Origin of the sequence: Hydrogenibacillus schlegelii (genome assembly GCF_001653195.1) — a bacterium.
GTDB lineage: Bacteria > Bacillota > Bacilli > Thermicanales > DSM-22653 > Hydrogenibacillus > Hydrogenibacillus schlegelii.
Genome location: NZ_JXBB01000013.1, coordinates 1 through 26,591 on the forward strand (window position 1 = coordinate 1; position 26,591 = coordinate 26,591).

The window sequence follows — 26,591 nt, forward strand, 5'->3', positions numbered from 1 at the left end:
GCTTGACCGGGTAAGACCCCTCGTAGACGACGAGGTCGATCGGTCCGAGGTGGAAGCGCGGTAACGCGTGAAGCTGACGGATCCGAATCGGTCGAGGCTTTGCCCCCCACGATCCGGTTTTGAGGGAATCGGGTGGCGTCGCAGCAAAAAACAAACCGCCGAAAGGCGGTTTTTTTGTTTTTCCCGCCACTTCCGGTTCCTGCTATAATGGCAAATGAAAATAGAGGGATGGGGGGACCTCCGTGTTCGAGCTCATCGCCGATGAGGAGGTGGCCTTAAAGCCCCTTTCCTACCGGGAGGTCCCGGCGCTCTATGCCCTCACCGACCGGCATCGGGACCGGCTTTCCGTCTGGCTCCCGTGGGTGCGGCGCCACACCCTCACCGACACGTATGCCTTCGTCGATCAGTCGATGGCGCAGCTCCGCCGGAACGAAGGCTTTCAGGCCGGCATCTTTTATCGCGGAACGCTCGTCGGCGTGATCGGCTACCACCGGATCGATTGGGAAAATAAAAAAACGAGTCTCGGCTACTGGCTGGACCCGACCGTCCAGGGGCGGGGCATCATGACCCGGGCGGCCCGGACGATGGTCGATCACGCTTTCTTTCACCTCGGCTTAAACCGCCTCGAGATCCGGGCGGCGACAGAGAACACGAGGAGCCGCCGCGTGGCGGAGCGCCTCGGCTTTACGCTCGAGGGGATCATCCGGGAGGCGGAGTGGCTCGGCGATCGGTTTGTCGATCACGCCGTCTACGGCCTTCTCGCCCGGGAGTGGAAGGCGTACGCGGAGAAGGAGCGAGCGCGATGATTTTTTTACGCCACGAATCTTTGCGACAATACCTTCGCGATTATCCGGTGACGTCGGCGTTCCTTGCCGTCGCCATCGCGATGTTTCTCTGGACCGTCGTCGACGGCTCTCAGTTTCGCCCCTTTCTCCTGTACGAGCGCTATGCCTTCATCCCGTCGGCGATCGCGGCCGGAGAGTGGTGGCGGATTTTCACCGCGACGTTCGTCCATCAAGGGTGGATGCATATTTTGTTTAACCTGTTCTGGATTTACGTCTTTGCACCGCCGCTCGAACGCTACCTCGGGAAAGGGGCGTTTTTGGGGCTCCTCGTCGCCGGCGTCGCCGGAACGGTGTTTTTTCTGCTGTCCACATCGGAGGCGGCCGTCGGCGCTTCCGGGATCGACTTCGCCCTGCTCGGGTACTACGTCTTTTTGCTCCGGCGAAAACCGTACTGGCTCGACGCTCAGTCCCGCTCGATCCTCATCGCGGTGGCGGTCCTCGGAGCGGTGATGACGCTCCTCGTGCCGGGGGTCTCGGTCGCCGGTCATGCCGGCGGTTTTCTCGGCGGGTTCGGCTATGCGGCGCTTTGGAACCGGCGCGGGCGGTAGCGGCGGGGACGCACGCCCCTTGCCGGAAGAAGCGTCTCGGAAACGGTAGGAACGCCGCCCGACCGGTCACGGGGCGGAACCGGCCGCCGGGTCGGGACGGAAAAACCGGCTCGGGCGAACGGGAAAGCCGGCTTTGGCCGAGCGGCCGGGCGGCGCATCGGGGAGGCGGATGACGTGAGACGACCGGCCGTCGTGTTCGATCTCGACGGGACGCTTTTTGACGCATGGTCGGTGGCCCGGGAAGCGTTTGCGGCAACCTTCCGGCGCCTTCGGTCGGAGGCCGGCATCGGCGTCGACCTGCCGTCGGAGGCGGTGCTTCGGGCGCAGCTCGGGAAAACGTATGCCGAGATGTGGGCGGCGCTTCTTCCCGGCCGGGAGCTTGCCCTTTACGCCCTGGCCGATGCGTGGATGTACGAGGCCGAACTGGCGCTCATCCGCCAAGGAAAGGGCCGGCTGTATCCCGGCGTGCCGGAGGTCCTTCAGGCCCTGACCGAGCGGGGACTGCCCCTGTTCATCGCTTCCAACGGTCGGGAGGAGTACGTGGCGGCCGTCATCGACCACTTCGACCTCCGCCGGCACTTCGTCGACCTTTACAGCGCCGGCCGGTTCCGGACGGCGACGAAAAGCGCCCTCGTGGCCAAACTCCGGACGACGTACGGTCTGGCCTCCGGCCTCATGGTCGGCGACCGAAAGAGCGACGTCGACGCGGGCCGGGAGAACGGATTTCTGACCGTCGGCTGTCTGTACGGCTACGGCGATGCGGCCGAGCTTCGAGAGGCGGACGTCACGATCGAAGCGCCGCAAGAACTCCTGGCGCTTCCCGTTTTGGCCGGGCGAGGGTAGGGAAAGACTAACGAAGGTCGGCACGACGAACGGGCCCCCCTTGTCAACGGGCGCCCGTTGGCGTATAATGGCATTAGTCAAAGACAGTCAAGATCAAGCTCCGGTTCGGGTGAGGTTCTTGAAGAGCATCAGCGACGTCATCGAAAAACACCTGAAGGAGCTCATCGAGGCGAGCGGCGCCGTCGAGATCAAGCGGGTCGAGCTCGCCGAGGCGTTTCGCTGCGTTCCTTCCCAGATCAACTACGTCATCCAGACGCGCTTTACGGTCGAGCGGGGCTACCTCGTCGAGTCGAAGCGCGGCGGCGGCGGGTATATCCGCATCCAAAAGATCCGGCCGGCGGCGGCGTCCCTCCTCAAAGAGGCGTACGACGCCGTCGGCGAGGCGATCGATGAGCGCCGGGCGCTCGATTTTGTCGACCGGCTTCAGGAGGGAGAGGAGCTGACGAGCCGGGAGGCGGCGATGCTCCGGCGGCTCGTCTCCCGGGAGGTGCTCGCCCTACCGGTCGAGCTTCGGGACCGGCTCCGGGCTCGGCTCCTGAAGGCGGCGATGCTCACGCTCATGGCGGAAGGGGGCGAGGCGCATGATGTGTGAACGGTGCGGCAAGCGGCCGGCGACGTTTCACTTTACGAAAATCGTCAACGGGGAAAAGACGGAGCTCCACCTGTGCGACGTCTGCGCCCGCGAGGAAGGCGTGGCGTTCTCGGTGCCGGGGGATGCGTTTTCGATCCATCACCTGTTGAGCGGGATCATGCCGGCGATGCCGTCCCGTCCGATGGATCGGGGGCGCGTCTGTCCGACGTGCGGCATGAGCTACGACGAGTTCGTCAAAAAAAGCCGCTTCGGCTGCAGCGACTGCTACACCGCCTTCCGGGAGCCGCTCGTCCCGCTTCTTCGGCGCATCCACGGCGGCGCCGCCGAACACCACGGCAGGGCGCCGAAGCGCCATAAGCCGCGGCGGGCGCTCCGGCACCGGCTGGAGCGGCTCCGGGCGGAGCTTCAGGAAAAGGTCGCCGCCGAGGCGTACGAAGAGGCGGCCCGGCTCCGGGACGAGATCCGCCGGCTGGAGCGGGAACTCGGCGAAGCGCGGGCGGAGTGAGGTGAAAGCGATGCAGATCGGCACGATTTTGGAGCGGCCCCTCGGTCCGGTGTTCGCCTCGGCGCCGCCGGAGGAGGTGGCCCTCTCGACGCGGGTCCGCCTGGCCCGGAACGTCCGGGACCTCCCCTTCCAGGCGCGACTGAACGAGGAGGCGGCCCGCCGCCTGATCGATCGGGTGGAAGCCGCCCTGGCGGCGCCGCCGCCGGCGGAGCCGGCGCTTGCCCTGTTTGCGCTGGATGCCCTTCCGCCGCTCGCCCGGCAGGTGCTGGTGGAAAAACACCTCATCAGCCGGGAGCTCGCCGAGGCGCCGGCGGCGGCGGTCCTCCTTTCGGCGGATGAGCGGGTGAGCCTCATGGTCGGCGAGGAGGATCATTTCCGGCTGCAGGTTTTTGCTCCGGGCCTGCGCCTTCAGGAGGCGTACCGGATCGCCGACCGGCTGGACGACTGGCTGGACGCCCACTTTGAGCTCGCGTTCGACGATCGGTTCGGGTATCAGACGAGCTGCCCGACGAACGTCGGAACCGGACTCCGAGCGTCGGTGATGCTCCACCTCCCGGGCCTCGTCCTCACCCGGCAGATCGGGAATCTGCTTCCGGCGATCCAAAAGGTCGGCCTCGCCGTCCGGGGGGTCTACGGCGAAGGAAGCGACGCCGAAGGGCATCTCTTTCAGGTGTCGAACCAGATCACCCTCGGGCCGTCGGAAGAAGAGATCCTGGAAAACCTGCAGGGCGTCGTCGAGACGATCATCGCCCACGAGGGCAAGGCCCGCAAACTCCTCGCCGAGTCGATGGGCCGAGCCCTGGAAGACCGGGTGATGCGGAGCCTCGGCATCCTCCGCTACGCCCGGTCGATCGACGGCCGGGAGGCAATGGAACGCCTTTCCGACGTCCGTCTGGGCATCGCCCTCGGCCTCATCCGGGATGTCGACCTTCGGACGGTCGACGCCCTCTGGGTGATGATCCGCCCGGCGTATCTGCAATATTCGGCCCGAGAAAACCTCTCTCCGGAGCGCCGGGACGTCCGGCGGGCCGACGTGATCCGCCGCCATCTCGGCGGGGCGCTTTAAGCCGAAGCTTCCGCCTCCGGGCCGTCGGGACCGCTTCGCCGCGTCCGGGACGACGGCGGGCTTCCGCGGATAAGTTTGGCCGAGCGAGCGGTTGCCGGATGCGGTCGGCCGGCGCGACCCCGCCGGATCGTCCGTCGATCCCGGGCGCCGCCCGCAAGGCGCCCAAGACCGTTCACCGCCGTACGGGCCAAACGCATCGTCCGTGCAAATCGTCCATGCAGAAACGGAGGGGATCCGGAATGATGTTCGGCCGGTTTACTGAACGGGCGCAAAAGGTCCTCTCGTATGCCCAGGATGAGGCCGTCCGCCTCGGCCACAACAGCATCGGCACCGAACACATCCTGCTCGGCCTCATCCGGGAAGGGGAAGGGATCGCCGCCAAGGCGCTCATGAACCTCGGCCTGTCGCTGGAGAAGATCCGGGAGGAGGTCGAGGCGCTCATCGGCCGGGGCCACGAAAAGCCCCTCAACACGCCGTACACGCCCCGGGCCAAGAAGGTCATCGAACTTTCGTTCGACGAAGCCCGGAAGCTCGGCCACACGTACGTCGGCACCGAGCACATCCTCCTCGGCCTCATCCGGGAAGGGGAGGGCGTCGCCGCCCGGGTGCTCAACAACCTCGGCGTGAGCCTCAACAAAGCCCGGCAGCAGGTGCTTCAGCTCCTCGGCTCGAGCGAGATGCTCGCCGCCACGCCCCAGGGCGGCGGCAAAGGGGCCGCGACGCCGACTCTGGACAGCCTGGCCCGGGATCTCACGGCGCTGGCCAAGGAGGGGGCCCTCGATCCGGTCATCGGCCGGGAAAAGGAGATCGAGCGGGTCATCCAGGTCCTCTCCCGGCGGACGAAGAACAACCCGGTCCTCATCGGCGAGCCGGGCGTCGGAAAGACGGCGATCGTCGAAGGGCTCGCCCAGCGGATCGTCAACAACGAGGTGCCGGAGACGCTCCGGGACAAGCGGGTGATGTCCCTCGACATGGGGAGCGTCGTCGCCGGGACGAAGTACCGGGGCGAGTTTGAAGACCGGCTGAAGAAAATCATGGACGAGATCCGCCAGGCGGGGAACATCATCCTCTTCATCGACGAGCTGCACACCCTCATCGGCGCCGGCGGCGCCGAAGGGGCGATCGACGCTTCGAACATCTTAAAGCCCGCCCTCGCCCGCGGCGAGCTGCAGACGATCGGGGCGACGACGATCGACGAGTACCGGAAGTACATCGAAAAAGACGCCGCCCTCGAGCGGCGCTTCCAGCCGATCCTCGTCGACGAGCCGACGCCCGAGGATGCGATCCAGATCTTAAAGGGGCTCCGCGACCGGTACGAGGCGCATCACCGGGTGAAGATCACCGACGAGGCGATCGAGGCGGCGGTCCATCTGTCGCATCGCTACATCACCGATCGCTTCCTGCCGGATAAGGCGATCGACCTCATCGACGAGGCGGCCTCCCGGGTGCGGCTCAACGCCTACACGATCCCGCCGAATCTCAAGCAGCTCGAAAAGGAGCTGGAGGAAGTCCGAAAGGAAAAGGACGCGGCCGTCCAGAGCCAGGAATTTGAAAAGGCGGCGGCGCTCCGGGACAGGGAGCAAAAGCTCAAAGAAGCTCTTGAGCGGGAGCGGCAGGCGTGGAAGGAGCGGCAGGGCCAGACCGACGCCGAGGTGACGCCGGAGGACATCGCCCAGATCGTCTCGAGCTGGACGGGCATTCCGGTGACGCAGCTCAAGGAGGAAGAAACGGAGCGGCTTTTAAACTTGGAGAAGATCTTGCATGATCGGGTCGTCGGGCAGGATGAGGCGGTCGAAAGCGTGGCCCGGGCGATCCGGCGGGCCCGGGCGGGGCTTAAGGATCCGAAGCGGCCGATCGGCTCGTTTATCTTCCTCGGGCCGACCGGCGTCGGCAAGACAGAGCTGGCCCGGGCGCTCGCCGAGGCGCTCTTCGGCGACGAAAACGCCCTCATCCGGATCGACATGAGCGAGTACATGGAGCGGCACACGACGTCCCGCCTCATCGGCGCGCCGCCGGGATACGTCGGCTATGAGGAAGGCGGTCAGCTCACGGAGCAGGTCCGCCGGAAGCCCTATTCCGTCGTCCTCTTCGACGAGATCGAAAAGGCCCATCCGGAGGTGTTCAACGTCCTCCTGCAGGTGCTGGAAGACGGCCGCCTCACCGACGGGAAGGGCCGGACGGTCGACTTTAAAAACACCGTCATCATCATGACGTCGAACGTCGGCCAGGAGACGATCCGGCGGAACACCACCCTCGGCTTTACCGCCCGGACGCCGGAGTCGTCGTACGAGGCGATGAAGGAAAAGGTGATGGAGGAACTGAGGCGGACGTTCCGGCCGGAGTTTTTGAACCGCGTCGACGAGATCATCGTGTTCCACCCGCTCGAAGAGGCGCACATCCGGGAGATCGTCGTCCGCATGGCGGAGGACATCCGGAAGCGGGTCAAGGAGCAGGGGATCGACTTTACCCTCACCGACGCCGTCATCGACCACGTCGCCAAAGAGGGCTTCGATCCTCAGTTCGGCGCCCGGCCGATCCGCCGGAAGCTCACCCGCCTCATCGAAGACCGCCTGTCGGAAGAGCTCCTCAAAGGGACGATTCAGAAGGGCGACCGGGTGACGATCGACTTCAAGGACGGCGAACTCGTCATCCGGCCGGAGGCGGCAACGGTCGCCGGCGAGTGAACTCAGACGACCAGGCGCGGAGCGCCGAGGCGCTCCGCTTTTTTTTGTCCGGTGTGCGATGCTGTGGTCCGGTGTGCTATGCTGGACGAGGGGAGCGACATGCGGGAAAAAACGGTTTACGTCTGTCAGACCTGCGGCTATGAGGCGCCGAAGTGGCTCGGCCGCTGCCCGGGCTGCGGCGCCTGGAACACCCTCGTCGAGGAGCGCCGGAGCGCCCGGCCGGCAAAAGAGCGGCCGGCGGCGCCGGCGATCGCCCGCCCCGTTTCCCTCGCCGCCGCCGCTGCCCGGCCGCCGGCGGAACGGCTCCGGACCGGCCTGGAGGAGTTCGACCGCGTCCTCGGCGGCGGCCTGGTGCCGGGCTCGCTCGTCCTTCTCGGCGGCGAGCCGGGAATCGGCAAGTCGACCCTCGCCTCGATCGCCGCCGCCCGGCTGGCCGGGGCGGGGCGGCGGGTGCTCTACGCCGGAGGCGAAGAGTCGGAAGAACAGATCCGCCTCCGCCTCGCCCGCCTCGGCGTCGAAGCGGCGGATCTGTATCTCCTCGCCGACGGCCGGCTCGACGCCCTCCAGGAGGCGGTGGAGACCCTGCGGCCGGCGGCCGTCATCGTCGACTCGGTGCAGACGATGCGGCACCCGGAGCTCGCCTCGGCGCCGGGGTCGGTGGCGCAGGTGCGGGAAGGGACGGCGTTTTTGCTGGAGATGCTCAAACCCCGAAAGGTCGCCGCCCTCCTCATCGGCCACGTGACGAAAGAGGGGACGATCGCCGGCCCCCGGGTGCTGGAGCACCTCGTCGACGCCGTCCTCTATTTCGAAGGGGAGCGCTATCAGCAGTACCGGGTGCTCCGGGCGGTGAAAAACCGCTTCGGCCCGACGAACGAGCTCGGCCTGTTTGAGATGACCGAATCCGGCCTCGTGCCGGCGGAGGCGCCGACGAAGCTCTTTCTTCGGGAGCGGTCGGAGGCGGCGATCGGGGCGGCGGTGACGGCGACGATGGAAGGGAGCCGCCCGATGCTTCTGGAAGTGCAGGCGCTTCTCGTGCCGACGCTTTTTCCGGTTCCGCGGCGGAGCGCGACGGGCTTCGACCTCGGGCGGCTCCACATGCTGCTGGCGGTGCTGGAAAAGCGGGCGGGGCTTCATCTCATCGGCCACGATGCGTACGTCAACGTCGTCGGCGGGCTTCGGATCTCGGAGCCGGCGGCGGATCTGGCCGTCGCCCTCGCCATCGCGTCGAGTTTTCGGGAGGCGCCCGTGGCCGCCGGCGACGTGTTCATCGGGGAGATCGGCTTAAGCGGCGAGGTGCGGCCGGTGCCGCGGCTTTCGGCCCGGCTCGCCGAGGCGGCCCGCCTCGGGTTTCGCCGGGCTTTCGTGCCGCCGGCGGCCGGCGGCCGTCCGGAAGGGCTGGTAGGGGTCGAGGTGCGGACGGTCCGGGAAGCGCTGGAGGCGGCGTTCGGGAGGTAGCGCGATGGACGACAGAGACGGGCGCGATGAATTTCTCACCCAGGTGATGCAGCTCATCGCCCCGGGCAAGCCGCTTCGAGAGGGGCTGGAGAACATTCTCCGGGCGAAGACGGGGGCGCTCATCGTCGTCTCCGATGCGCCGGAGGTGCTGAAACTTTGCGACGGAGGCTTTGCCTTAAACTGCGACTACACGCCGTACGCCCTCTACGAGCTCGCCAAAATGGACGGGGCGATCGTCTTAAGCGAGGACGCGAAAAAGATCATCTACGCCAACACGCAGCTCATCCCGGATCCGTCGATCCCGTCGATCGAGACCGGAGCGCGGCACCGGACGGCGGAGCGGACGGCCAAGCAGACGAACAAGCTGGTCATCTCCATCTCTCAGCGCCGGGGGGTCATCACCGTCTACAAGGGGCGGCACCGGTACACGCTCCAGGAGACGGGCGTCATCCTGGCGAAGGCCCACCAGGCGCTTTCGACGCTGGAGAAATACAAGGCGGTTCTGGACCAGGCGCTCGTCAACCTCTCGGCGCTCGAATTCGAGGATCTCGTCACGCTCCAGGACGTCACGCTCGTGCTCAACCGGGTCGGCCTGGTGATGCGGATGGAGGCGGAGATCCTCCGCTACGTCCGGGAACTCGGCGAGGAAGGGCGGCTTGTGCGCATGCAGCTGGACGAGCTTCTGGCCGGCTTCGCGCAGGAGGCGGAGATGCTCGTCCGCGATTATCTCGCCGACGAGGAGAAGCGGCCGGTTGAAGAGGTGCTCGCCGGGCTTCGGCAGCTCGCCGGCGAAGACCTGTTCGACCGCCATCAAGCGGCGCGGCTCCTCGGATACGGCGGCACGGGCGCCGACGAGGAACTCCACCCGCGGGGCTATCGCCTGCTCATGCGCATCCCGCGCCTCCCGATGGCGGTCGTCCACAACCTCGTCGCCCGGTTCGGACGGCTCAGCCGGATCGTCCGGGCGAGCCTGGAGGCCCTTGACGAAGTGGAGGGGATCGGCGAGGCCCGGGCCCGGGCGATCCACGAGGGCCTGCGGCGGATCGAGCAGCAGGTGCTGCTCGAGCGCAATGATTGACGCGATCGATCATCTTGACGAAAATTGTCCGATCGGGTAGGATAAATAATTTTTGCTTTGACGCTCTTTTGCCCCCGTGGTATACTTAGAAGAGGAAGGTCAAAGGGGGCGAAGGCGTGTTTCAGGTCGGCGACAAGATCGTCTACCCGATGCACGGCGCCGGGGTGATCGAGGCGATCGAGGAGCGGGAATTTTTGGGCCGCCGGCGGCGCTATTACATTTTGCACATGCCGCTCGGCGCCCTTCGGGCGATGATCCCCCTCGATCAGGCGGAAGACCTCGGCGTTCGGCCCGTGCTGCCGAAGGAAGCGCTCGTCGATCTGGAGGCGGTCTTAAGGCGCCATGATGCGGAGCCGGATAAAAGTTGGAACCAGCGCTACCGAAAACATCTCGACCAGTTGAAGACGGGGGACGTGTTCGCCGTCGCCGACGTCGTCCGGACGCTCATGCGGCGGGAGCGGCGCCGGGCGCTGTCCGGCGGCGAACGGCGGATGCTGGAAAACGCCCGGATGATGCTCGTGAGCGAGCTCGTTCTGTCGCAAAATATCGACGAGGCGGCGGCTCAGGCGTGGCTCGAGCGCGCGGTGTTCGGCCCGGAGGCGGAGGAATCGGGCGTTTGAGCTTTCGTTCGGTTGGCCATCCTAAAAACGAATCGAGCGGGAGGTGAAGCGCGTGCTCATCCGACGATGGATCCAGGCGTTTTTTCTCGTTTTGGGCGGCGCCCTCGGCTATCATTTCATCCCGCTCCTCTTTCAGGCGCTCGACCCGTGGCTCGCCCTCGGCCGCCTGTCGTACCAGGAGTACGTCGGCGCCGCGCTCGGGGCGCTCCTTTTTCTTGCGGTGGTCGTCTGGACGAGCGATGCGATGGAGCGGGCGTTTAAGCGAGCCGAAGAAGAGCTCGTCCGGCGGCATGTCAGCGATCTTTTGTTCGGGACGCTGGGGATGCTCGTCGGCCTCCTCGTCGCTTTTTTCATCTACCTTCCCTTGAAGCAGCTCCCGATCGCCGGGGAGTTTGCCCCGATCTTCATTTCGATCCTGCTGGCGTATCTCGGCTTTACCGTCGGCCATAAGAAAAAAGACGAACTCATCCAGTTTTTTTCCCTCGGCCGGATGCGGGAGCGGGGAGACAAGGAGCGGGGCGAGAAGTTCGACAAGAAGGCGGGGCTTAAGCTCCTCGACACGAGCGTCATCATCGACGGCCGGATCGCCGATATCGTTGAGACGGGCTTTCTCGAAGGGACGCTCCTCGTGCCGGAATTTGTCCTGGCGGAGCTGCAGCACATCGCCGACTCCTCGGACATGCTCAAGCGAAATCGAGGCCGGCGCGGGCTGGATATTTTAAAACGAATGCAAAAAAATAAGCACGCGAAGGTCGTCATCTTCGAGCGGGACGTCGAGGACGTCCACGACGTCGACGCGAAGCTCATCCGGCTGGCGAAGGAGCTCGGGGCCAAGATCGTGACGACCGACTTCAACCTGAACAAGGTGTGCGAGCTTCAGGGGATCCCGGTCTTAAACGTCAACGATCTCGCCAACGCCTTAAAGCCGATCGTCCTCCCCGGGGAGGAGCTGGTCGTCCACGTGATCAAAGACGGCAAGGAGCACGGCCAGGGCGTCGCCTATCTCGACGACGGGACGATGATCGTCGTCGAGGGGGGGAAGGAATTCATCGGCGAGCACATCGGCGTGCTGGTCACCTCGGTGCTCCAGACCTCGGCCGGCCGGATGGTGTTTGCCAAGCCGAAGCTCTTGGAAAAGGCCCTGTAGCGCCGCCGGGCCGGGACGCCTCGCCGCGTGGGCGCTCCTCTCCGGCCCGGCGCCCTCGGCCCGGTTCGGGCAAGTCGCCTGCGGACGAAGTCGACCCGTTCGCCCTGCCGCCGACCGGATGCCTCCGCCGGGGAGGAGATGGCTTCCCGGCGGTTTTTTTCGTTTTTTGTGATCGGTTTACAGAATCGACCGGCAAAAGACTCGGAATTCATTCGCCTTCGGGCGGGGCGCTTGTCAAGCGCCGACGGCTCGCCTACAATGGAGGCCGAGAAGAGGAGGGGATGGCTTGGCCGTCGGGGCGGTCATCGTCGCCGCCGGCCGGGGGACGCGCCTCGGCGCGGCGCTCAAGAAGGCCTACGTCCCGCTGGGCGGCCGGCCGCTTCTCTTGTGGTCGCTGGCGGTGTTTGCCGGCCGCTATCCGCCGGAGCGGATCGTGCTCGTCGTCCATCCGGAAGAAGGGGAGCGGACGGCGGCGCTCCTCGCGGCAGAAGGGTATGCGGGCCTTAAAATCGCCTTCGGCGGGCCGCGGCGTCAGGACAGCGTTCTGGCCGGCGCCCGGGCCCTTTCGGAAGCGGTCGAGTTCGTCCTCGTCCACGACGCGGCCCGGCCGTTCGTTTCGCCGGAGCTCATCGCCCGGGTCGAGGCGGCCCTCGGGCCGGGACGGGCGGTCGTGCCGGTCGTGCCGGTGAAGGAGACGATCAAGCGGCTTCACCCGGCCGACGGGGCCCTCCGGCCGGTCGCCGAGACGCCGCCCCGGTCGGCGCTCGCGGCGGCCCAGACGCCGCAGGGGTTCGACCGCCGGGCCCTCATCGCCGCCCTCGAGGCGGCGGCGGCGGAGGGCCGCGAGGTGACCGACGAGGCGACGCTGTTCGAAGGCGGCGGCCGTTCGGCCGTCGCGGTGCCGGGGGAGGAGATCAACCTGAAGGTGACGACGCCGCTCGACCTCATCCTCGCCGAGACGATCCTCCGGCAGGGGGGGCGGTCGTGATGCGGATCGGCTTCGGCTACGACGTCCACCGCCTCGCGCCGGGGCGGCCTCTCGTCTTGGGGGGCGTGACGATCCCGTATGAGCGGGGGCTGGACGGCCACTCGGACGCCGATGTCGTGCTGCACGCGCTGGCGGATGCCGTCTACGGCGCCCTCGGGGAGGGGGATATCGGCGTTCACTTTCCGCCGGGCGCGGCGTGGACGAAAGATCTGCCGAGCCGGGAGATCGTCCGGGCGGCGGCCCGCCGGGCGGCGGCGCGGGGGTACCGGGTGGCGAACTGCGATGTGACGGTCGTCGCCGAAGCGCCGCGGCTCGGGCCGTACGTGCCGGCGATGCGCCGGGCGATCGCCGAGGCGCTCGGGAGCCTGCCCGGGGCGGTGAGCGTGAAGGCGACGACGAACGAAGGGCTCGGGGCGATCGGCCGGGGCGAGGGGATCGCCGCCTTCGCCGTCGTCCTCCTCGTGGCGGCGGCCGGCCGTCCGCCCGGGGGAGATGCGGCGGCGCCGGCGGGCGAGGCGTAAGGAGAGGTCGGCCATGCGAGAACCGGCGGAACCCGTCCGCGTCCGGTATGCGCCGTCACCGACGGGACCTTTGCACATCGGCGGCGCCCGGACGGCGCTCTTTAATTTTTTGTTCGCCCGACATTACGGCGGGGCGTTCGTCGTCCGCATCGAAGATACCGACCGGCGCCGGAACGTGCCGGGGGCCGAAGCGGAGCAGCTCGCGGGGCTTCGCTGGCTCGGTCTTGCCTGGGACGAAGGGCCCGACGTCGGCGGGCCGTACGGGCCGTACCGGTCGTCGGAGCGACTTGCGCTGTACCGTTCGGCGGCGGAAGCGCTCGTCGACGCCGGGGCGGCGTACCCGTGCTTCTGCCCGGAAGGGGAGGCGTGCGCCGGCGGCTGCGGGACGCTTCCCCCGGCGGAGGCCCGGGCCCGGATGGCGGAGACGCCCCATGCGATCCGGCTTCGGGTGCCGGAGGCGGCGGAGTTTGTCTTCCATGACCTCGTCCGGGGGCCGCTTCGCTTCCGGGGGGACGCGGTCGGCGACGTCGTCCTCCTGAAGCGGGACGGGACGCCGACCTATCAGTTTGCGGTCGTCGTCGATGACCATCACATGCGGATCACCCACGTCCTTCGGGGCGAGGAGCACCTGCCGAACACGCCGAAGCAGCTGGCGATTTACGCCGCCTTCGGGTGGGCGCCGCCGGCATTTTTGCATCTTCCTCTCATCCTAAACGCCGAGCGAAAAAAAATGTCGAAGCGGGACGCCGCCGCGGAGACGATCGCCCGCTACCGGGACCTCGGCGCCCTGCCGGAAGCGGTGGTGAACGTCCTGGCGCTCCTCGGCTGGTCGCCGAAGGGGACGGAGGAAGTGTTCACGCCGGATGAGCTCGTGCGCCGGTTTTCGCCGTCCGGCATCGGAAAAAGCCCGGCGGTGTTCGATCCGGGGCGGCTGCGCTGGCTGAATCAGGCGCACCTGAAGCGGCTGTCCGACGGAGAGCTGGCGCGCCGTTTGCGGCCGTACGCCGAAGCGGCCGGCTGGCTGGCGCCGGACGAAGGGGAGGGGAGCGACGGGTGGGCCCGGTTCGTCGCGGCGGTCCGCCTCGTCCGGGAGGAGCTCGCTTTTCTCGGCGACGTCGTGCCGGCGGCGGCCTTTTTGTACCGACCGGATGAGGCGGTCCTCGATGCGGCGGCCCTTTCTCCGGCGGCCCGCGCGGCGCTTTTCGGCCCGGAGGGTCGCCGGGCGGTGGCGGCGGCACTTCAGGCGCTTCAGGCGCGGGACCCGGCGGCTCCCTGGACGCCCGAGGCGGCGGCGGCGCTTCTCGCCGCGGTCAAGGCGGCGACGGGGCTTGGGGGGCGGGCGCTCTTTCTTCCCCTCCGGCTGGCGGCGACCGGCCGGGAGCACGGGCCGGCCCTTCCGGACGTGCTGGCGTGGCTCGGGCCGGTGCGGTTCCGGCGGCGGCTCGAGCGGGCCCTTGCGCTGGCGGCGCAAATGGCCTACAATGGAGCCGAACGTGCAGGCGAAGGCAAACCGTCTCGGGGATGAGACGGTTTTTTTTCCATCGGGCCCCGGAAGACGGGGCCCCGGACGGGCGCGCCGGGGCGCCGGACGGCGGCCGGAGGCCGTGGCCGGAAAGCGGCGGAAAGGAGGTCGGCGATGTTCGGCATACTCCGCATGATTCGAGAAGACATTGAGACGGTCCAGCGCCTTGATCCGGCGGCGCGAAGCGCCCTCGAGATCGTCCTCACCTATCCCGGGCTGCACGCCGTCTGGACGTACCGCGTCAGCCACTGGCTGTGGAACCGGGGGTTACGGCTTTTGGCGCGGCTTCTTTCCCACTGGGCGCGGTTTTGGACCGGCATCGAGATCCATCCGGCGGCGAAGATCGGCCGGCGGCTTTTCATCGACCACGGGATGGGGGTCGTCATCGGCGAGACGGCGGAGATCGGCGACGATTGCATCTTGTATCAGGGCGTGACCCTCGGCGGGACGGGGAAGGAGACGGGGAAGCGCCATCCGACGCTCGGGAACTGCGTCCTCGTCGCCAGCGGGGCCAAGGTGCTCGGCAACATCACCGTCGGCGATTTCGCCAAGATCGGCGCCGGTTCGGTCGTCCTCCGGGACGTGCCGCCGCGGTCGACGGTCGTCGGCGTGCCCGGCCGGGTCGTCGTCCGGGAAGGGCGCCGGGTGAAGGACGATCTCGACCATACGAACTTGCCGGAGTCGGCGTTTGAAGATTGCGTCGCCCTGCGGGAGGAGCTCGAGCGGCTGAAGGCGGCGGTCGCCCGCCTGGAAGCGGAGCTCGCCGCTCTCGGCCGGCCGGCAGGGGCGGGCCGGCCGGAGTCGGCGCCCGGTGAGACAAAGGCAAAGGAGCGGTCGCGGTGGCGCTCGTTCTTTTCAACACGATGACCGGTCGGAAAGAGCCGTTTGCCCCCCGGGAGCCGGGGGTCGTCCGGATGTACGTCTGCGGCCCGACGGTGTACAACTACATCCACATCGGGAACGGCCGGGCGGCGGTCGCCTTCGACGTCATCCGGCGGTGGCTTCAGTTTCGGGGCTTTGAGGTCATCTACGTCCACAACTACACGGACATCGACGACAAGATCATCCGGGTCGCCCGGGAGACGGGAGAGACGGTCCGGGCGATCGCCGAGCGGTTCATTGCCGCCTATGAGGAAGATCTGGCGGCGCTGGGCGTCCTTGAGCCGACGCACCGGCCGCGGGTGACGGAGCACATCGGCCCGATCGTCGACCTCATCCGCCGGCTGATCGAGCGGGGAGTCGCCTACGTTCGGGACGGCGACGTCTATTTTCGGGTGCAAAAGTTTCCAGAGTACGGGAAGCTCAGCAAACAGCCGATCGACCGGCTGCTCGCCGGCGCCCGGGTGGAGATCGACGCGGCGAAGGAGCACCCCCTCGACTTTGCCCTCTGGAAGCGGTCGGAGGGGGACGTCGCCTGGGACAGCCCGTGGGGGGCCGGCCGTCCGGGATGGCACATCGAGTGCTCGGCGATGTCGATGCACTACCTCGGCGCGACGCTCGACATTCACGGCGGCGGGCAAGATCTCATCTTCCCCCATCACGAGAACGAGATCGCCCAGTCGGAGGCGGCAACGGGGGTGACCTTTGCCCGCTACTGGCTTCACAACGGCCACGTGACGGTCGACGAGGAGAAGATGTCGAAGTCGCTCGGCAACGTCGTCCTCGTCCGGGACGTCGTCCGGGAATACGGCGGTCGGGCGCTTCGCTTTTTTTACCTGAACACCCACTACCGCCAGCCGCTTCGCTTTCATCGGGAGGCGATCGCCTCGGCCCGCTCGGCCGTCGAACGGCTCGACGGAGCGGTCGCGGCGCTGAACCACGCGCTTCCCGGCAGCGTCCCCGGAGAGGCGCCGGCGGCGCTCCTCGAGGCGCTTCGGGCGATCGAAGCCGACTTTACCGCGGCGATGGACGACGATTTCAACACGCCGGAGGCCCTCACCGCGATGTTTGCCCTCGTCCGGACGGCTCATGCGGTCGCCCAGGATCCGGGACGGACCCGAGGGGCGGTGGAGGCGGTTTTGGCGCGGTTCCGCCGCCTGGACGCGGTGCTCGGCCTGCTTTCGGCGGCGGAGGACGTGGCGCCGGCGGATGTCCTGGCCCTTGTCGCCGAGCGGGAGGCGGCCCGGCGGGCGCGGGATTTCGCCCGGGCCGACGCCTTGCGGGCGGAGATCCGGGCGCGGGGGTATGCCGTCGAAGATACGCCGGAAGGGCCGCGCCTGAAGCGCGTCAGCCGGTCGTAAGTAAGGAGGAGCCGCGATGGAGGAGGGGACCACCGTCGTCGGCCGCCGGGCCGTGCTCGAGGCGCTGGATGCCGGCGCGGCGGTGCACAAGATCTGGGTTCAGGAAGGGACGTCGCCGGCGTTTCTCGAGGTGCTGAAGGCGAAGGCCCGGGCCCGGGGCGTGCCGGTGAGCGTCGTCCCGCGGGCCCGCCTTCAGCCGTTCGGGGCGTTCCGGCATCAGGGGGTGGTCGCGTTTCTTTCGCCCATGCCGTACGCCGACGCCGAGGCGCTCCTCGCCGGGGCCGAAGGCAAGGCGGCGGCGCTCTGGGTCGTCCTCGACGGCCTGGAAGATCCCCACAACGTCGGGGCGATCATCCGGACGGCGGCGGCGGCCGGCGCCGAGGCGGTGATCCTTCCGAAGCACCAGAGCGCGGGGCTTACGCCGGCGGCGGTGAAGGCGTCCGCCGGCGCGGTGTTTTCTCTGCCGGTCGCCCGGACGACCAATCTCGTCCGCTTCGCCGAGCGGATGAAGGCGGCCGGGTTCTGGCTCATCGGGGCGAGCCCCGACGGCGGCACGGACTGGCGGGCGGCGGACTACCGGGGCAAGGTCGCCCTCGTCATCGGCGGCGAGGGGCGGGGCCTTCGCCCCCTCCTTCGCCGCCGGCTGGACGTCGTCGTCCGGCTGCCGATGAAAGGCGGGGTGGCGTCTTTGAACGCCTCGGTGGCGGCGGCCCTCCTGCTCTACGAGGCGTACCGCCAGCGGGAGGGCGCGCCGTGGCCACCGTGATCGTCGACGGGTACAATCTGATCGGCCGCCGGCCGGACCTCGGCCCCTTTCGGACGGCGGATCTCGACGCCGCCCGGGCGTCCCTCATCGCGGCGCTGGACGATTACGCCGGGGCGACCGGGCACACGATCGTCGTCGTCTTCGACGCCGATCGGTCGCCGGCGGGGGAAATCCGGGAGCGGGCCGGGCGGATCGACGTCGTCTACACCGCCTACGGTCAGACGGCCGACGCGTGGATCGAAGCGGAGGTGCGGCGGCTTCGGGGGCGGGTGCGGGGAGAGCTCGTCGTCGCCACCGACGACCGGCTGATCGCCGTCGCCGCCCGGGCGGTCGGCGCCAGCGTCGTCGGGGCCCGCGAACTCTGGACCGACGTCGAGCGCGTCCGGCGGGAGGTCGGCCGCTTCATCCGCCGTCGGCAGCTGGAGGCGGAGCGACCCGGCCTGGGCGCTCGGTTGCCGAAGGAGGTGCGACTCTTTTTTGAAAAGTACCGCCGAAAAAAAGACCCTTGATTGACGGTCCGTCCGCCGACCGCTATAATGGCGGTACGAGGGAGGATTGGAGGATTTTGCCGTGGAACGCGACGAAGGGCGGACGGACTACGAGGCGCTCAGCGACGAAGAGCTCGTCGCGCGCATCCACGCAGGCGACCGGAAGGCGACGGATCGGCTCATCGAGCGGTATCGCGGTTTCGTGCGGGCAAAAGCCCGGCCGTACTTTCTCGTCGGCGCCGACCGGGACGACATCGTCCAGGAAGGGATGATCGGCCTCTACAAGGCGATCCGGGACTACCGGCCGGATCGGGCGACGTCGTTCCGCTCGTTTGCCGATCTGTGCATCACCCGGCAGATGCTATCGGCGGTGAAGATGGCGACCCGTCAGAAGCACATCCCGCTCAATTCGTCGATCTCCCTCGACCGGCCGGTCCGGGACGAGGAGGCGGAGCGGACGCTCCTCGACGTCCTCGGCGATGGCGGCCATCTCGACCCGGCCCGGCTTCTCATCCGGCGGGAAGACGTGGCGGCGCTGGAAGAAAAGATGAGCGAAATTTTGAGCGATCTCGAAAAGCGGGTGCTCATGCTCTACTTGGACGGTCGGAGCTACGAGGAGATCGCTGCCGACCTCGGACGGCACATCAAGTCGATCGACAACGCGCTCCAGCGGGTGAAACGCAAGCTCGAGCGGCTGTTTCGCGCCGAGCGGTTTCCCGATCAAGTGAATGCCTAGCGCCCCGGCCGCCGATGGCGGCGCCGCGGGCGGCTTTTCCTTTTGACTTTGACGGGGAAGTGTGCTATCTTCTCTTAGGTTGAGCGGCGGTCTTGCGGGAGGTGTGCCCATGCGCGTACAGATCATCCTCGCTTGCTCGGAGTGCAAGCAGCGTAATTACGCGACGACAAAAAACAAGCGGAAGCACCCGGACCGGCTGGAGCTGCGAAAGTACTGCAGGTACTGCAATGCTCACACGGTCCACCGGGAAGTCCGCTGAGGAGGGGCGCCGATGAGCGTGCTGGCCCGGATCGGCACCGGCGTCCGGCGGGCGGGGAGTTATTTTGCCGAAAGCTGGCAAGAATTGAAGAAGGTGAAGTGGCCGACCCGCCGGGAGCTCGTCACCTACACCGGCGTCGTCCTCGGCACGGTCGCCGCTTTGGCCGTCTTTTTTTATCTGATCGACGTCATCCTCGGCGCCCTCGTCATGTTCCTCATGCGCTGATCCGCCCGACGTCGGACGCTTCGCCGGTGCCGAAGCGCGAGGAGGGAGCCCGCCGTGAGCCCGGAAAAGCGCTGGTACGTCGTCCACACGTACTCGGGGTATGAAAAAAAAGTCGAAGCCAACCTGAAAAAGCGCATCGAGTCGATGGGCATGGAAGATCAGATCTTTCGCATCGTCGTCCCGGTCGAGGAGACGGAGGAGATCAAAGACGGTCGGGCGAAGACGGTGCAGCGGAAGATCTTTCCGGGCTACGTCCTCGTCGAGATGATCATGACCGACGAGTCGTGGTCCATCGTCCGGAACACCCCGGGCGTCACCGGCTTTGTCGGTTCGATGGGCCCCGGCACGAAACCCATCCCGCTCGAGCCGGAAGAGGCGGAGCGAATCCTCCGGGCGATGGGCATGGCGGAGGAACGCCGGCCGCGGGTCGATCTTGCCGTCGGCGAGCGGGTCCGCATTCGGGAGGGGCCGTTTGCCGACGTCACCGGCCGGATCGAGGCGGTGGACGTCGAGCGGGGGAAAGTGGTCGTCTCGGCGCTCCTTTTCGGTCGCGAGACGCCGATCGAGTGCGAGGCGACGCAGGTGGAGCGCGTGTAAGGCCGTCGGGCGTCGGGCCCTTGCGGAAGGCGCCTCTGCGTGGTATAATACGGCTCGTTTGGCGTCTTCGCGCGGGAGGTGAGAAGGTGGCGAAGAAGGTCGCCCGCGTTATCAAGCTTCAGATCCCGGCGGGAAAGGCGTCCCCGGCGCCGCCGGTCGGGCCGGCGCTCGGCCAGGCCGGGGTCAACATCATGGCCTTCGTCAAGGAGTTTAACGCCCGGACCGCCGACCAGACGGGGATGATCATCCCGGTCGAAATTACGGTCTACGAGGATCGCTCGTTTACGTTCATCACCAAAAAGCCGCCGGCGAGCGATCTCTTGAAAAAGGCCGCCGGCATCGAAAGCGGCTCCGGCGAGCCGAACAAAAAGAAGGTGGCCACGCTCAAGCGGGCGAAGATCCGGGAGATCGCCGAGCAGAAGATGAGCGATCTCAACACGACGGATCTGGAGGCGGCGATGCGGATCATCGAGGGCACCGCCCGGAGCATGGGCATCGTCGTCGAGGATTGACGGCCCGGTGGGAGGGCTCAGGCCCGCGATGACCACGAGGGAGGAAGGACCATGCCGAAGCGCGGCAAAAAGTATCTCGAAGCGCTGAAGAAGATCGATCCGGAGAAAGCCTACGCGCCGGCGGAAGCGCTGGCCCTCGTCAAGGAGACGTCGACGACGCGGTTTGACGCGACGGTGGAGCTCGCCGTGCGGCTCGGCGTCGACGTCCGGAAGGCGGATCAGCAGGTCCGGGGTGCCGTCGTCCTGCCCCACGGGACCGGCAAGTCGGTCCGGGTGCTCGTCTTCGCCAAAGGCGAGAAGGCGAAGGAAGCCGAGGCGGCCGGCGCCGACGTCGTCGGCGACGACGACCTCGTCACCAAGATCCAGGGTGGCTGGCTCGATTTTGACGTCGCCATCGCCACGCCGGACATGATGGCGGCGGTCGGGCGGCTCGGGAAAATCCTCGGCCCGCGGGGGCTCATGCCGAACCCGAAGACGGGGACGGTCACCTTCGACGTGGCCAAGGCCGTCCAGGAGGCGAAGGCGGGGAAGGTGGAGTACCGGACCGACAAGCAGGGGAACGTCCATGTCCCGATCGGCAAGGTGTCGTTTTCGACGGAAGCGCTCGTCGATAACTTCACCGCGGTGATCGACGCCCTCCGGCGGTCGAAGCCGGCGGCGGCAAAAGGCGTCTACTTCCGGAACGTCACCGTCACCTCGACGATGGGGCCGGGGATCCGGGTCGACATCGCGGGCCTCTGATGCCGGCGGCGCGACCCTTCCCGGAGAAGGTGCGGGGGCGCGAGTCGATCGCGCGGACAACCGAATCACGAAACGCCGCAGACCGAAGGGGCCGCAAGGCTTAAACATCCTTCCGAGGCAGATCGTCGACCGCCGGGGTCGACCGGCGCTCGCGTGCCTTCCGTCCGGCTGCCTGTCTGCGGAAGGCTTTTTGCTTAAAGAAGGGGGGGGTTCAGGTGGCCGCATACGTCCGGGAAAAACCGATTCCGGCGGAGAAGGTCGAGACCGTCCGGGAGCTCGTCGCCCGCTTTCAGGAAAGCGCCGCGTGCGTCCTCGTCGAATACCGGGGGCTCAACGTCGCGCAGATGACCGAGCTCCGGAACAAGCTGAAAGCGGCGGGGGTTCACTTCAAGGTGTACAAAAACACGCTCCTCCGGCGGGCGGCGGAGGAAGTCGGGCTTCAGGCCCTTGCCCCGTACCTTGAAGGGCCGACGGCGGCGGCGTTCAGCGCCGATCCGGTGGCGGCGGCGAAAGTGATCACCGAAGTCCAGAAGTCGTTGGAACCGCTCAAGATCAAGGCCGGCGTCTTGGAAGGCAAGGTGCTGTCGGCGGAGGAGACCGCGGCGCTGGCCAAGCTTCCGTCCCGGGAGGAGCTCATTGCCAAAGTCGTCGGCGGCATCCAGGCGCCGCTTTACCGCATCGTCGGCGTCCTCGGGAGCGTCGTCCACACGCCGCTGAGAAACTTCATGCACGGCCTGAAGGCCGTTGCCGAGCAAAAACAGGCTTAACCCAGGGGAGGGATCGCCATGGACAAGACCCAGATCATCGAAGCGATCAAAAATATGACCGTCCTCGAGCTCAACGAGCTCGTCAAAGCCCTCGAAGAGGAGTTCGGCGTCTCCGCGGTGGCGCCGGTCGCGGTCGCGGCGGCGCCGGCGGCGGCCGGAGCGGCGGCCGAGGCGCCTCAGGCGGAGGAGAAGACGGAGTTTACCGTCGTGCTCGCGAACGCCGGCGCCTCGAAGATCAACGTCATCAAGGTCGTCCGGGAGATCACCGGCCTCGGCCTCAAGGAAGCGAAGGAACTCGTCGACGGCGCGCCGAAGCCGGTCAAAGAAGGCGTCTCCAAGGCCGAAGCGGAAGAGATCAAAAAGAAGCTGGAAGAAGCCGGAGCGACCGTCGAGCTCAAGTAAGCGGCCTCCGGCCGGAGGGGAGCCCCGGGCTCCCCTTTTTCCGTCGGGGGCCGGAACGACTTTTTTCTCACGCTTTTTCGTCTTAGGTTGACGAAAAGGGGCGGATGGCGCGGTGGATCACTACTTCCGGCCGCGGCCGGACCTGGAAAGCCGGCCGACGGCGTTTACCGTCACCGTCGCCGGTCGGGCGCTCCGCTTCCGAACGGACCGGGGCGTCTTTTCCCGGGGGGGCCTCGACGCCGGGAGCCGGCTGCTCATCGAAACGGTCACCCTCGAGCCGGCGGCGCGCCTTCTCGATCTCGGCGCCGGCTACGGCGCCGTCGGCCTCGCCTTGAAAGCCCGTTTTCCCGACGCTCGTGTGACGATGATCGACATCAACCCCCGGGCCGCCGCCCTCGCGGAACACAACGCCGCCCAAAACGGCTTTTCCGACGTCCGAGTGTTCGCGGGCGACGGGATCGCGCCGGTCGCCGGAGAACGGTTTGACGCCGTCGTCATCAACCCGCCGATCCGGGCCGGGAAGGCGGTCGTCTTTCGGTTGTACCGGGAGGCGCACGACGCCCTCGTCCCCGGCGGCGTCCTCTGGGCCGTCGTCCACAAAAAGCATGGCGCCCCTTCCCATCGGGCGGCGCTTCAGGCCCTCTTCGGCGAGGCCGCGGTCGTCCGCCGCGAACGGGGTTATCACATTTTGCAGGCCATAAAACGCGCATAATCCCTTGACTTTTTCGCTGTCAAGTGCTATCATTCCACGATGCGAAGTTTGACTCGGGCTCTTTTTTTGCCTTTTTTTGGTTAACGCTGCGGCGCCTTGGATACACTGTCTTCCGTGACCCCGATGCGCGGCGCTTCCAACCCCCTGCGAAGAGGTGAAGGTTCTTGGCTGGGAAGCTCGTCCAGTTCGGCCGCCGCACGCGGCGCACGTACTCCCGGACCCGCGAAGTGCTCGACCTGCCGCACCTCATCGAGATTCAGCTCGCCTCGTACCGCTGGTTTTTGGCCGAAGGCCTGCGGGAGCTGTTCGAGGAGATTTCTCCAATTCAAGATTTTTCAGGTAATTTTCATCTCGAATTCATCGACTACACCCTCGGCGAGCCGAAACATTCCGTCGATGAGTGCAAAGAGCGGGATGCGACGTACGCGGCGCCGCTTCGCGTCAAGGCGCGCCTGATCAATCGTCAGACGGGCGAAGTCAAGGAACAGGAAGTGTTTATGGGCGATCTTCCGCTCATGACCGAGACCGGAACCTTCATCATCAACGGCGCCGAGCGGGTCATCGTCAACCAGCTCGTCCGCTCGCCGAGCGTCTACTACAGCCAGCGGGTCGACAAAAACGGCAAGACGACCTACCAGGCGACGGTCATCCCGAACCGCGGCGCCTGGCTCGAGTTTGAGTCCGACCCTCGGGACGCCGTCTACGCCCGGATCGACCGAACGCGGAAGCTTCCGGTGACGGTGCTCCTTCGGGCGCTCGGCTTCAGCACGAACCAGGCGATCCTGGACCTCCTCGGCGAGGATGCCTACATCCTCGGCACGCTGGAGAAGGACAACACCGACTCGACCGAAAAGGCCCTTCTGGAGATCTACGAGCGGCTTCGCCCCGGCGAGCCGCCGACGTTCGAAAACGCGCGGAACCTTCTCTACTCCCGCTTCTTTGACCCGAAGCGGTACAACCTCGCCGCCGTCGGCCGCTACAAGATCAACAAAAAGCTCACGATCAAAAACCGCCTCCTCGGCAACCGGATCGCCGAGACGCTCGTCGACCCGGACACCGGCGAGGTGCTCGTCGAAGCCGGCCAGGTGATCGACCGGCGCACCCTCGACCGGCTCATCCCGCACCTCGACCGGGGGCTCGGCATGAAGGTGTACCACCTGAGCTACGGCCTCACCGAAGCCGGCGAGGTGCCGCTTCAGGTGCTCCACCTGTATTCGAACACGGAAGAAGGGAAGATCGTCAAGGTCATCGGCAACGGTCCGATCGATCGGGACGTCAAAGTCATCACCCCGGCGGACCTCATCGCGGCGATCAACTACTTCTTCAACCTCTTCCACGGCATCGGCAGCGTCGACGACATCGACCACCTCGGCAACCGGCGGCTCCGCTCCGTCGGCGAGCTCCTTCAGAACCAGTTCCGCATCGGCCTCGCCCGGATGGAGCGGGTCGTCCGGGAACGGATGAGCATCCAGGAGGCCGAGGGGCTCACGCCGTCGTCCCTCATCAACATCCGGCCGGTGATCGCGGCGGTCAAAGAATTCTTCGGCTCGAGCCAGCTCAGCCAGTTCATGGATCAGACGAACCCGCTGGCGGAGCTCACCAACAAGCGGCGCCTGTCCGCCCTCGGCCCCGGCGGCCTCACCCGGGAGCGGGCCGGCTTTGAGGTGCGGGACGTCCATCCGTCCCACTACGGCCGCATGTGCCCGATCGAGACGCCGGAAGGGCCGAACATCGGCCTCATCAACACCCTCTCGACGTACGCCCGGGTGAACGAGTACGGCTTCATCGAAACGCCGTACCGCCGGGTCGACCCGAAAACCCACCGGGTGACGGACGAGATCGTCTACCTCACCGCCGACGAAGAAGAGCTGTACACGATCGCCCCGGCGAACACCCCCCTCGACGAGGAAGGGCACATCGCCGAGCGTGAGGTCGTCGCCCGCCGGCACGGCGAGATCGTCACCGTGCCGCGGGACGAAGTCGACCTCATGGACGTGAGCCCCAAGCAGGTCTTCTCCGTCGCCACGTCATGCATCCCCTTCCTCGAAAACGACGACGCCAACCGGGCGCTCATGGGCGCCAACATGCAGCGACAGGCGGTGCCGCTCCTCGTGCCGGAGGCGCCGCTCGTCGGCACCGGCATCGAGCATCGGGTCGCCCTCGACTCCGGCGTCCTCGTCATCGCCCGCCACGACGGCATCGTCGAGCGGGTCGACGCGAGGGAAATCTGGGTCCGCCGCCTCCATCCCGACGGCACCCGCGGCGAGCTCGACAAATACCGCCTCTACAAGTTCCGCCGCTCCAACCAGGGCACGTGCCTCAACCAGCGGCCGATCGTCAAGGCCGGCGACGTCGTCCGGGCCGGCGATATCCTCGCCGACGGCCCGTCGACGGACCAGGGCGAGCTCGCCCTCGGCCGGAACGTTCTCGTCGCCTTCATGACGTGGGAAGGGTACAACTACGAAGACGCCATTCTCATCAGCGAGCGGCTGGTCAAGGAAGACGTCTACACGTCGATCCACATCGAAGAATACGAGATCGAGGCCCGGGAGACGAAGCTCGGTCCCGAGGAGATCACCCGCGACATCCCGAACGTCGGCGAGGAGGCCCTCAAAAACCTCGACGACCGGGGCATCGTCCGCATCGGCGCCGAGGTCAAAGACGGCGACATCCTCGTCGGCAAGGTGACGCCGAAGGGGATGACCGAGCTGACCGCCGAAGAGCGGCTCCTGCATGCCATCTTCGGCGAAAAAGCCCGGGAAGTCCGGGACACCTCCCTCAAGGTGCCCCACGGCGGCGCCGGCATCGTCGTCGACGTCAAGGTGTTCAAGCGGGACCAGGGCGACGAACTTCCGCCGGGGGTGATCGAGCTCGTCCGGGTGTACGTCGCCCAGAAGCGGAAGATCTCCGTCGGCGACAAGATGGCCGGCCGCCACGGGAACAAGGGCGTCGTCAGCCGCATCCTGCCGGTGGAAGACATGCCGTTTCTCCCCGACGGCACCCCGGTCGACATCGTCCTCAACCCCCTCGGCGTGCCGTCGCGGATGAACATCGGCCAGATCCTCGAGACGCACCTCGGGATGGCGGCCAAGGCGCTCGGCCTCGCCATGGCGACACCGGTCTTCGACGGCGCCAACGAGTACGACATCTGGGATGCGCTGGAGGAGGCGGGCCTGCCCCGGGACGGCAAGATGGTCCTCTACGACGGCCGGACCGGCGAGCCGTTCGACCACCGGGTGACGGTCGGCGTCATCTACATGCTGAAGCTCATCCACCTCGTCGACGACAAGATTCACGCCCGCTCTACCGGTCCATACTCCCTCGTCACCCAGCAGCCCCTGGGCGGGAAGGCCCAGTTCGGCGGCCAGCGGTTTGGCGAGATGGAAGTGTGGGCCCTCGAGGCGTACGGCGCGGCCCACACCCTCCAGGAGATGCTCACCGTCAAATCCGACGACGTCGTCGGCCGCGTCAAGACGTACGAGGCGATCGTCAAAGGCGAAAACATCCCCGAACCGGGCGTCCCCGAATCGTTCAAGGTGCTCATCAAAGAGCTCCAGAGCCTCGGCCTCGACGTCAAGATCCTGTCGAAGGACGAACAGGAGATCGAGATCAAAGAGCTTGACGAGGACGACACCTCCGTCCCCGTCGAGAAGATGGTCTATCTCGCGCCCGGCGTCACCGGCGAAGACGGCGAGACATGATGGAGCCAGCGGACGCATTCGTGGGACGGGC

Annotated in this window: 28 protein-coding genes, 1 rRNA gene and 1 other annotated feature; all 29 genes read left to right on the top strand. The window is 67.0% G+C overall.

Going from position 1 to position 26,591, the window contains the following annotated elements; translation table 11 throughout:
* Positions 1–107, top strand: a 23S ribosomal RNA gene (locus tag SA87_RS13685); the annotation flags it as partial.
* A 135-nt stretch (positions 108–242) separates the two neighbouring features.
* Positions 243–806, top strand: a complete 564-nt coding sequence (locus SA87_RS05450; protein WP_066200348.1) for a GNAT family N-acetyltransferase — start codon at positions 243–245, stop codon at positions 804–806.
* Positions 803–1,393 carry a rhomboid family intramembrane serine protease gene (locus tag SA87_RS05455; RefSeq protein WP_066200352.1) on the top strand — a complete coding sequence of 197 codons (591 nt, stop codon included), beginning with the start codon at positions 803–805 and terminating at the stop codon, positions 1,391–1,393. Before SA87_RS05450 ends, SA87_RS05455 begins: the two co-directional genes overlap by 4 nt.
* A 174-nt stretch (positions 1,394–1,567) precedes the next feature.
* Positions 1,568–2,236, top strand: coding sequence for an HAD family hydrolase (locus SA87_RS05460; RefSeq protein WP_066200358.1), 669 nt, complete (start codon positions 1,568–1,570; stop codon positions 2,234–2,236).
* A gap of 118 nt (positions 2,237–2,354) precedes the next feature.
* Positions 2,355–2,828, top strand: coding sequence for a CtsR family transcriptional regulator (locus SA87_RS05465; RefSeq protein ID WP_066200361.1), 474 nt, complete (start codon positions 2,355–2,357; stop codon positions 2,826–2,828).
* Positions 2,818–3,333 carry a UvrB/UvrC motif-containing protein gene (locus tag SA87_RS05470; RefSeq protein ID WP_066200363.1) on the top strand — a complete coding sequence of 172 codons (516 nt, stop codon included), beginning with the start codon at positions 2,818–2,820 and terminating at the stop codon, positions 3,331–3,333. The genes SA87_RS05465 and SA87_RS05470 overlap by 11 nt, the downstream gene beginning before the upstream one ends.
* 10 nt (positions 3,334–3,343) lie before the next feature.
* Positions 3,344–4,399, top strand: a complete 1,056-nt coding sequence (locus SA87_RS05475; protein ID WP_066200441.1) for a protein arginine kinase — start codon at positions 3,344–3,346, stop codon at positions 4,397–4,399.
* Positions 4,400–4,638: 239 nt separating this feature from the next.
* A complete protein-coding gene (locus tag SA87_RS05480) occupies positions 4,639–7,083 on the top strand; it encodes an ATP-dependent Clp protease ATP-binding subunit (RefSeq protein WP_066200366.1) in 2,445 nt (814 codons plus the stop codon).
* Between the two features lie 99 nt (positions 7,084–7,182).
* Positions 7,183–8,538: a DNA repair protein RadA gene (radA, locus tag SA87_RS05485; protein ID WP_156516502.1), complete on the top strand. Its 1,356-nt coding sequence runs from the start codon at positions 7,183–7,185 to the stop codon at positions 8,536–8,538.
* Positions 8,539–8,542: 4 nt separating this feature from the next.
* Complete coding sequence (disA, locus tag SA87_RS05490; RefSeq protein ID WP_066200372.1) at positions 8,543–9,616, top strand: DNA integrity scanning diadenylate cyclase DisA; 1,074 nt, start codon at positions 8,543–8,545, stop codon at positions 9,614–9,616.
* Between the two features lie 116 nt (positions 9,617–9,732).
* On the top strand, positions 9,733–10,236 hold the full coding sequence (locus SA87_RS05495; RefSeq protein ID WP_066200375.1) for a CarD family transcriptional regulator: 504 nt from the start codon (positions 9,733–9,735) through the stop codon (positions 10,234–10,236).
* Between the two features lie 43 nt (positions 10,237–10,279).
* Positions 10,280–11,383, top strand: a complete 1,104-nt coding sequence (locus SA87_RS05500) for a PIN/TRAM domain-containing protein (protein WP_245637660.1) — start codon at positions 10,280–10,282, stop codon at positions 11,381–11,383.
* A gap of 286 nt (positions 11,384–11,669) precedes the next feature.
* Positions 11,670–12,371, top strand: coding sequence for a 2-C-methyl-D-erythritol 4-phosphate cytidylyltransferase (gene ispD, locus SA87_RS05505; RefSeq protein WP_066200378.1), 702 nt, complete (start codon positions 11,670–11,672; stop codon positions 12,369–12,371).
* Entirely contained in the window at positions 12,368–12,892 is a 525-nt protein-coding gene (gene ispF / locus SA87_RS05510; RefSeq protein WP_211264167.1) for a 2-C-methyl-D-erythritol 2,4-cyclodiphosphate synthase, read from the top strand. The genes ispD and ispF overlap by 4 nt, the downstream gene beginning before the upstream one ends.
* Positions 12,893–12,905: 13 nt before the next feature.
* Positions 12,906–14,417 (top strand): glutamate--tRNA ligase, encoded by a 1,512-nt coding sequence (gene gltX / locus SA87_RS05515; protein WP_066200386.1) that lies wholly within the window; start codon positions 12,906–12,908, stop codon positions 14,415–14,417.
* A 120-nt stretch (positions 14,418–14,537) separates the two neighbouring features.
* Positions 14,538–15,281: a serine O-acetyltransferase gene (gene cysE / locus SA87_RS05520; protein ID WP_082718356.1), complete on the top strand. Its 744-nt coding sequence runs from the start codon at positions 14,538–14,540 to the stop codon at positions 15,279–15,281.
* Positions 15,254–16,654: a cysteine--tRNA ligase gene (cysS, locus tag SA87_RS05525; RefSeq protein ID WP_082910479.1), complete on the top strand. Its 1,401-nt coding sequence runs from the start codon at positions 15,254–15,256 to the stop codon at positions 16,652–16,654. The genes cysE and cysS overlap by 28 nt, the downstream gene beginning before the upstream one ends.
* Before the next feature lie 16 nt (positions 16,655–16,670).
* On the top strand, positions 16,671–17,420 hold the full coding sequence (gene rlmB / locus SA87_RS05530) for a 23S rRNA (guanosine(2251)-2'-O)-methyltransferase RlmB (RefSeq protein WP_066200394.1): 750 nt from the start codon (positions 16,671–16,673) through the stop codon (positions 17,418–17,420).
* Positions 17,408–17,929, top strand: a complete 522-nt coding sequence (locus tag SA87_RS05535; RefSeq protein WP_066200397.1) for an NYN domain-containing protein — start codon at positions 17,408–17,410, stop codon at positions 17,927–17,929. The genes rlmB and SA87_RS05535 overlap by 13 nt, the downstream gene beginning before the upstream one ends.
* A gap of 61 nt (positions 17,930–17,990) precedes the next feature.
* Positions 17,991–18,644, top strand: a complete 654-nt coding sequence (sigH, locus tag SA87_RS05540; protein WP_245637661.1) for an RNA polymerase sporulation sigma factor SigH — start codon at positions 17,991–17,993, stop codon at positions 18,642–18,644.
* A gap of 109 nt (positions 18,645–18,753) precedes the next feature.
* A complete protein-coding gene (rpmG, locus tag SA87_RS12590; RefSeq protein WP_082718353.1) occupies positions 18,754–18,903 on the top strand; it encodes a 50S ribosomal protein L33 in 150 nt (49 codons plus the stop codon).
* 12 nt (positions 18,904–18,915) lie between these two features.
* The gene (gene secE / locus SA87_RS05545) at positions 18,916–19,128 is read left to right on the top strand and encodes a preprotein translocase subunit SecE (RefSeq protein ID WP_066200403.1); all 213 of its coding nucleotides are present in this window, start codon (positions 18,916–18,918) and stop codon (positions 19,126–19,128) included.
* 54 nt (positions 19,129–19,182) lie between these two features.
* A complete protein-coding gene (gene nusG / locus SA87_RS05550) occupies positions 19,183–19,725 on the top strand; it encodes a transcription termination/antitermination protein NusG (RefSeq protein ID WP_066200404.1) in 543 nt (180 codons plus the stop codon).
* Positions 19,726–19,811: 86 nt separating this feature from the next.
* On the top strand, positions 19,812–20,237 hold the full coding sequence (rplK, locus tag SA87_RS05555) for a 50S ribosomal protein L11 (RefSeq protein WP_066200407.1): 426 nt from the start codon (positions 19,812–19,814) through the stop codon (positions 20,235–20,237).
* Positions 20,238–20,288: 51 nt separating this feature from the next.
* The gene (gene rplA, locus SA87_RS05560; RefSeq protein ID WP_066200409.1) at positions 20,289–20,978 is read left to right on the top strand and encodes a 50S ribosomal protein L1; all 690 of its coding nucleotides are present in this window, start codon (positions 20,289–20,291) and stop codon (positions 20,976–20,978) included.
* Between the two features lie 57 nt (positions 20,979–21,035).
* Positions 21,036–21,180 (top strand) — a sequence feature (ribosomal protein L10 leader region).
* Between the two features lie 13 nt (positions 21,181–21,193).
* Positions 21,194–21,745: a 50S ribosomal protein L10 gene (rplJ, locus tag SA87_RS05565; protein WP_409359829.1), complete on the top strand. Its 552-nt coding sequence runs from the start codon at positions 21,194–21,196 to the stop codon at positions 21,743–21,745.
* A gap of 18 nt (positions 21,746–21,763) precedes the next feature.
* Entirely contained in the window at positions 21,764–22,147 is a 384-nt protein-coding gene (gene rplL / locus SA87_RS05570; RefSeq protein ID WP_066200412.1) for a 50S ribosomal protein L7/L12, read from the top strand.
* Between the two features lie 112 nt (positions 22,148–22,259).
* Positions 22,260–22,859 (top strand): class I SAM-dependent methyltransferase, encoded by a 600-nt coding sequence (locus tag SA87_RS05575; protein ID WP_066200414.1) that lies wholly within the window; start codon positions 22,260–22,262, stop codon positions 22,857–22,859.
* A gap of 164 nt (positions 22,860–23,023) precedes the next feature.
* Positions 23,024–26,560, top strand: a complete 3,537-nt coding sequence (gene rpoB, locus SA87_RS05580) for a DNA-directed RNA polymerase subunit beta (protein WP_066200416.1) — start codon at positions 23,024–23,026, stop codon at positions 26,558–26,560.
* The last annotated feature ends 31 nt before the right edge of the window (positions 26,561–26,591 follow it).